Origin of the sequence: Jiangella rhizosphaerae (genome assembly GCF_003579925.1) — a bacterium.
Lineage (GTDB): Bacteria > Actinomycetota > Actinomycetes > Jiangellales > Jiangellaceae > Jiangella > Jiangella rhizosphaerae.
Window position 1 is genome coordinate 24,662 of record NZ_QUAL01000063.1, and the last position, 6,096, is coordinate 30,757.

The window sequence follows — 6,096 nt, forward strand, 5'->3', positions numbered from 1 at the left end:
AAGGAATCGGACGCCGCTACGCTCGACGTCGTGGCGCACCCGCGGATGTACACCGACGACGACCCTTACCTCGCCGAGCTGCGCGCCGCCTGCCTGCGCTTCCCCGAGGCGGTCGAAATCGAGGCGTGGGGCCGGCCCACCTTCCGGGCGGGGAAGAAGATCTTCGCCGTCTTCGACGGCCACGACGGCCATCCGTTCGCACTCACCTTCAAGCCCGACCCGGCGGACCGTCCGGCGCTGCTGCAGGACCCGCGCTTCTACGTCCCGCCGTACTTCGGCCCCAGCGGCTGGCTGGCCCTCGACCTCACCGCGGCCGACGTCGACTGGGCCGAGGTCGGCGAGTTGCTGGACGGTTCGTACCGCCAGGTCGCGCTCCAGCGGATGCTCAAGGCGCTGGACGCCCGCTGACCCGGCCGGCGCGGCGGCGGGCGGTCAGCCGAGGGCGGGGACGAGGACCGCCGCGCCGGTGACGGCGTCGGCGGCGAGGTCGGTCAGCGCATGGCCGGCGCGGCCCAGCGGGTACGGCGTGGTGGTGACCCGCAGCCGGTGCTCGCCGGCGAAACGCAGGAACGCGCGGGCGTCGTCGCGGGTGTTGGCGGTGACGCTGCGCAGCTGCCGCTCCTGGAACAGGTGCCGCTGGTAGTGCAGCGGCGGCACGTCGGTGAGGTGGATGCCGGCGACGGCGAGTGTGCCGCCGCGGTCGAGCGCGGCCAGCGCGGTCGGCACGAGGTCGCCGACCGGCGCGAACAGGATGGCGGCGTCGAGCGGTTCGGGCGGCGGGTCGGCGGCGCCGCCGGCCGAGGCCGCGCCGAGCTCGAGTGCCAGGTGCTGCGCCGCCGGGCTGCGGGTGAACACGTGGACGGTCGCGCCCTGGGCCAGCGCGACCTGGGCGGCGAGGTGGGCGCTGGCGCCGAACCCGTAGACGCCGAGCCGGCCGCCGGGCGGAAGCTCGGCGCGGAGCACCGCGCGGTAGCCGATGATGCCGGCGCACAGCAGCGGCGCCAGCTCGACGTCGTCGTAGCCGGGCGGCAGCGGCAGCGCGTAGTCGGCGGGGACGGTGGCGTACTCGGCGTACCCGCCGTCGGCGTCCCAGCCGGTGTAGACCGAGGCCGGGCAGAGATTCTCCGCGCCCCGACGGCAGTAGGCGCAGGTTCCGTCGGTGCCGCGCAGCCAGGCGATGCCGACGCGGTCGCGTACGGCGAAGCCGCCGGCCGCCGTCACCACCTCGCCGACCACCTCGTGCCCGGGCACGACCCGCGGGCGGTGCACCGGCAGGTCGCCCTCGGCGACGTGCAGGTCGGTACGGCAGACACCGCAGGCCAGGACCCGCACCAGCAACTCGCCGGGGCCGGGCTCCGGGATCGGCTCGTCGACGAGGGTCAGCGGCCGGGTCGCCATCGGGCCGGGCGACGTGACCCGCCAGGCGCGCATCGCCGTCAGTCGAGCGTCAGCAGGTCATCGACGTCGATGGTCACCGGGAACGGCCGCTCGAGCGTGATGACCCCCGAGCCGCGGGCGACCTCCTTGTAGGCGCCGCCCACCAGCTCGTACGCCACGAACCGGCCGTCGTCGGCGGCCGCCGGGTCGACGATCCAGTACGCCGGGATGCCGGCCTCCTGGTAGTCGGCGACCTTGGCGATCCGGTCGGTACGCCGCGAACCCGGAGAGACGACCTCGACGACCAGTTCCGCATCCGCGGCGTGGAGACGCGCAAGCCCACGCTCTGACCGACCTGTCACCATGACGTCGGGTACCCGGACGGTCGGCCACGGACCCAGCCCGAGGAGCAGCTCGCTCTCGGGCAGGACCCGGTGCCCGGGCGGGCGTTGCCTGCGAAGCACGGCGACCAACGTGCCGATGATGTCCTGATGGTCCAACGCAGGCCATGGGCTCATGACCACGTTCCCGTCGACCAGTTCGTACCGCATACGCGGGTTGATGTCCTCGAGCGCACCCCACTCCTCGACGGTCACGAGGTGGTCGGGCACAACGATGGTCGTCATCTCAGCCTCCACCGATCGATGTTCTTCTGACCGTCGAGTCATACCGCCACGATACGCGGATCGGCACTTCACGCGGTTGCCCGAATCCGCCGGCCCGGTTGCCCGGGCCGGCGGATCCGCGCCTCAGGAACTTGCCCTGACGATCAATTCCCCAGGCCGACGTGGGATCCGGGCAGCAGGACCTCCGCCTTCGCCGGCAGGTGGTCCGACGCGTCGGTGGAGACCACCGCGGCGGTCCGCACGATCACGTCGCCGGACGTGAGGACGTAGTCGATGCGGGCGTTCGGGTCCTCGGCCGGGTAGGTGGCGCCGTCGCCGACGCCGGCGGCCTCCCAGGTGTCGACGAGGTCGTCGACCAGCGCCTGGATCTCCGGCGCCTCCGGCCGCGCGTTGAGGTCGCCGAGCAGCACGACCGACTCGTCCGGCTCGCCCATCAGCGCCTCGATCGCGGCGACCTGCTCCAGGCGCTCGTTGGCGTCGTTGTGCTGCAGGTGGGTGTTGTAGACCGTCACCCAGACGCCGCGCACGTTGATGCGGGCCCGCAGCAGCCCGCGCTGCTCGTGGCCCTCGTACTTGGGCAGGAACGTGTTGTCCCACTCGCGGATCGGCCGTTCGCTCAGGATGGCGGTGCCGTACTGCCGCCGCGGCTGCCCCGGCTGCAGCGGGTCCTCGTCGAGGTTGGCGCCGTAGACGACGTGCATGTCCAGCTCCTCGGCGAGCCAGGCGGCCTGGTCGACGAAGTCGCTGCGCTCGCCCCAGTGCCGGTCGACCTCCTGCAGGCCGACGACGTCGACACCCTCGGTCTTGATGACGTCGGCAACACGCTGCGGGTTCAGCACGTTGTCGGTGCCGACTCCGTGGTGGATGTTGAAGCTCATGACGGTGAGCGGCCGGTCGCGGGGCGACGGGTCGGCCGACGCAGCGGGCAGAGCGGTCGCGGCCATCAGGCCCAAGACTGCCAGAGCCGCGGGCACGGCGATACGGAGAATGCGCATGGAGGGTCCCTTCGACGACACGGCATCCGTGCCGTCGAGCCTTCCCGCCGCTGATGACTTCTAGACAAACCTGCCGCAAACGGTCAGTCGAGCAACCCGTCGATCGGCTCGCCGGAGCGCACCTGCCAGGCCGGCACCCGCAGCACCCGGGTCACCGGCGGCAGCCCCGACTCCGGCACCAGTCCGGTGAGCAGCCGGCGCCGGCGCAGCAGCAGCCGCAGGTGCCGGGCGGCGTCGGCGTCCTCACCCGGCCAGCCACGGTCCAGCAGCACGGCGGTGCTGCCCGACGGCGTCCGCACCAGCACGTCGACGCGGTAGCCGTCGACGACGGCGTTCGGCTCGACCTCCGTGTGCCCGGCGTCGGCCAGGCGCCGGCACAACAACTCGATCAGCGGGTCGGTGAAGACGGCGGACTCCAGCGGCTCCGGCGGGTTGGGCCGGACGTGGAAGGAGCGGACCGCGGACATCCTGGCCAGCAGCGCCGGCAGCCCGGCCCGCCGCGACCAGAAGCCGTGCTGCCCGACGGTGACGACGTGCGCGCGGGTGCGGCCGAGCGCCGCACTCCACAGCGCCGTCTGGCCCTGCGCCCAGCGAACCGTCTGCTCCGGCATCCCGTCACCGGCGACCAGCGACAGCACGACGGCATCGCAGTCGGCCGGGTCGCCGTCGGCGACGCAGGCCACGGGTACCGGCTCGAACCGGAACAACGACCGCAGCTCCTCGGCCTGGGCCCGGAACGGGGTGGCGACGGCGATCGTGGCGCCGTCCGGGAGCTGGTCGCGCAGCTCCTTGACCGCCCACACGACGCGGTCGATCTCGGCCTGGTTGCGCCAGGACCCGCCGTTGGAGCCGCGTTCGGGCGTGCCGGTGACGTCCTCCCAGAGCAGCAGCGTCGCGTCGCCCGTCTCGGCGTCGTGCGCCCGGGGCAGCGAGCCGACGTCGGTGACCACCGTCAGCCGGCCCTCGTAGAAGTGCTCGTCGACGATGCGGGCGATGCCCGGGTGCGCGCCGTCGTGCTCGTCGAGCAGCAGCGGCTCCTCGACGTTCGGCAGTGCGGCGTCGAAGACGGAGTCGCCGCGGAACGACAGCCGCCGCTCGGCGAGGAAACCGGCGCTCAGCCCCGCGCCGCGGCGCGCACGGCGCAGCCGGTGGTCGCTGAGGGCGGGCGGGCGCAGCCGCTGTCGCGGGTCGCCGACGATCAGCGCGCGGCGGCCGCGGAACAGCAGCGGCAACGCGGCGGCGACCGGGCAGTGGTGCGCGTCGTCGATGACCACCAGGTCGAACATGCCGGGCTCGAGCGCCAGCTGCCCGGCGTCCTGCGGGGTGACGGCCCAGCCGCCGAGGTGGCTGAGCAGCTCCCGGTGGCTGGCCCGCCGGTTCCGGCCGCCCGGCTCCAGCGCGATGCGGCGCGCCTCGAGCCGCTCGCGCGCGGTGCCGGTCTGCTCCGCGACGACGACGGCGAGCAGCTCCGCGGACAGCTCGGCCACCCGCGCGGACAGCTCACGGCCCTCGAGGTCCAGGGCGTCGTCGCTGACGGCGAGCACCTCGCGCCGGTCCTCGCGCAGCCGCTCCTCGGCCCGCGCGAACAGCAGCAGCGAGTCGTACGCGACCGGGTCGAGCAGCGGCTCGCGGGCGGCGTCGGCGTCCGCTCCGGCATCGGCGATGGCCCGCACGAACGCCAGCACCAGGTTGCGCCGGCGCAGCCCGCCCATCAGATGGGTCTCGGTGAGCGTCCGTGCCCGGTCGATCCAGTCGGCCAGCCCGGCGTCGTCGCCGCGCCACGCGGCGGCCAGCACGTCGACCGGCACGCCCAGCCGCTCGGCCGCGGCGGCCCGGGCGGCGGTGGTCTTGCGCAGCAGCGTCTCGAGGTCGTTGCGCTCGGCCAGCCGGTCGCGCCAGGCCCGGACCTGCGCCTGGGCGGCGGCCAGGTCGGCGGCGACGGCGCCGCGGGTGCGGCCGCGTGACTCGTCCTTGATCGAGCGGAGCAGCTCGCGGACGATCTGCTTCTCCTCGGCCCGGGCCTGCGCGTCGCCGGTCTTGATGAGCAGGCCGGTGGCGAGCGTGCCGCACCGGTCGGCCAGCCGCTGCAGGGCGGCGTCGTCGGCCGAGGCGACCAGCACCTTCTGCCCGGCGGCGACGGCGGTGGCGACGACGTCCACGATCAGGTCGTCCTTGCCCGTGCCGGGCGGCGCCGTGACGACGGTGAGCGGCCGCGACATGGCCGCGGTGAGCACCGCCTCCTGGCTCTCGTTCAGCTCGACCGGGAACACCGGTGCGACGGCCGAGCGGGTCGTCGTGCGCAGCCCGACGGGCTTGCCGAGGAACTCCAGCGCCGTGCCGGGCACGTCGGCGAGCCGCTCCCCCAGCTCGGCCAGCTCGGCGGAGACCGCCTGCTGGGCGGCCCGCTCGGACTCGACGTACAGGACGCAGGCGGTGTTGTGCACACCGGTGCGGTTGGCGGTCTTCTGGTCGACGGCGCGCAGTGCCGCGGGGTCGAGAGGGCTCAGCTCCTCCAGGCCGAGCCGCTTCAGCAGCTGCCGGATGGCCACCAGCAGCTGCCCGCGGTCGCCGGGCTTCCAGCTCTGCCGCCAGGCCGCCAGCACACTGGCCGCCTCCTGGTCGTCCAGGCAGGCCTGCAGGATGCCGGCGTGCGGCAGCACCGGCCCGACGGGCCGCAGGGCGGCGGCGCCGCGGGCGTCGACGGTGACCTCGGCCCGGCGGACCAGCAGCGGCGCGACGGTGGATGGTGCCAGCGGGTCGCCCGAGTGCCGCCGGCCGGCGCCGGCCAGCGTGACGACCGGGTACCCGTACCAGACGTCGCGCTCCTTCCAGTCGAAGGTGTCGACGCCGTCCGGCGCGAGCGTCGTCGCCTCGGCGCCGCTGATCAGCACCTCGGCGCCGTCGGTCATGGGGAACCAGTCGGCGGCCTCCGAGCCACGCACCGGCAGCGCCTCCGGCGACGGCGCCTCGGCCAGGCACGCGCGGTAGTAGGCGATGACCTCGCGCCAGCCGGGGTCGGCGACCTGGTCGCCGTGGTCGCCGCCCGCGGCCGCGCCACCGCCGGCCGCGTCCGCGCCGCCCGGTGTGGCGACGGCGAC

The 6,096-nt window shown here is 74.5% G+C and carries 5 protein-coding genes; 1 reads left to right on the forward strand and 4 read right to left on the reverse strand.

Going from position 1 to position 6,096, the window contains the following annotated elements; translation table 11 throughout:
- Positions 1–45 precede the first annotated feature (45 nt).
- Complete coding sequence (locus tag DY240_RS07785; protein WP_119659377.1) at positions 46–408, forward strand: MmcQ/YjbR family DNA-binding protein; 363 nt, start codon at positions 46–48, stop codon at positions 406–408.
- Positions 409–432: 24 nt separating this feature from the next.
- Here the strand turns inward: DY240_RS07785 and DY240_RS07790 are convergent, their stop codons facing one another.
- The 4 genes from DY240_RS07790 to DY240_RS07805 all read right to left on the reverse strand — a co-directional run.
- Positions 433–1,431, reverse strand: a complete 999-nt coding sequence (locus DY240_RS07790; protein WP_119659378.1) for a zinc-binding alcohol dehydrogenase family protein — start codon at positions 1,429–1,431, stop codon at positions 433–435.
- A 5-nt stretch (positions 1,432–1,436) separates the two neighbouring features.
- Positions 1,437–2,003, reverse strand: a complete 567-nt coding sequence (locus DY240_RS07795; RefSeq protein ID WP_158602775.1) for a Uma2 family endonuclease — start codon at positions 2,001–2,003, stop codon at positions 1,437–1,439.
- A 143-nt stretch (positions 2,004–2,146) separates the two neighbouring features.
- Complete coding sequence (locus DY240_RS07800) at positions 2,147–2,947, reverse strand: endonuclease/exonuclease/phosphatase family protein (protein ID WP_199701043.1); 801 nt, start codon at positions 2,945–2,947, stop codon at positions 2,147–2,149.
- Between the two features lie 134 nt (positions 2,948–3,081).
- Positions 3,082–6,096: DEAD/DEAH box helicase (locus tag DY240_RS07805; protein WP_119659381.1), on the reverse strand; the 3,015-nt coding region annotated here is incomplete at its 5' end.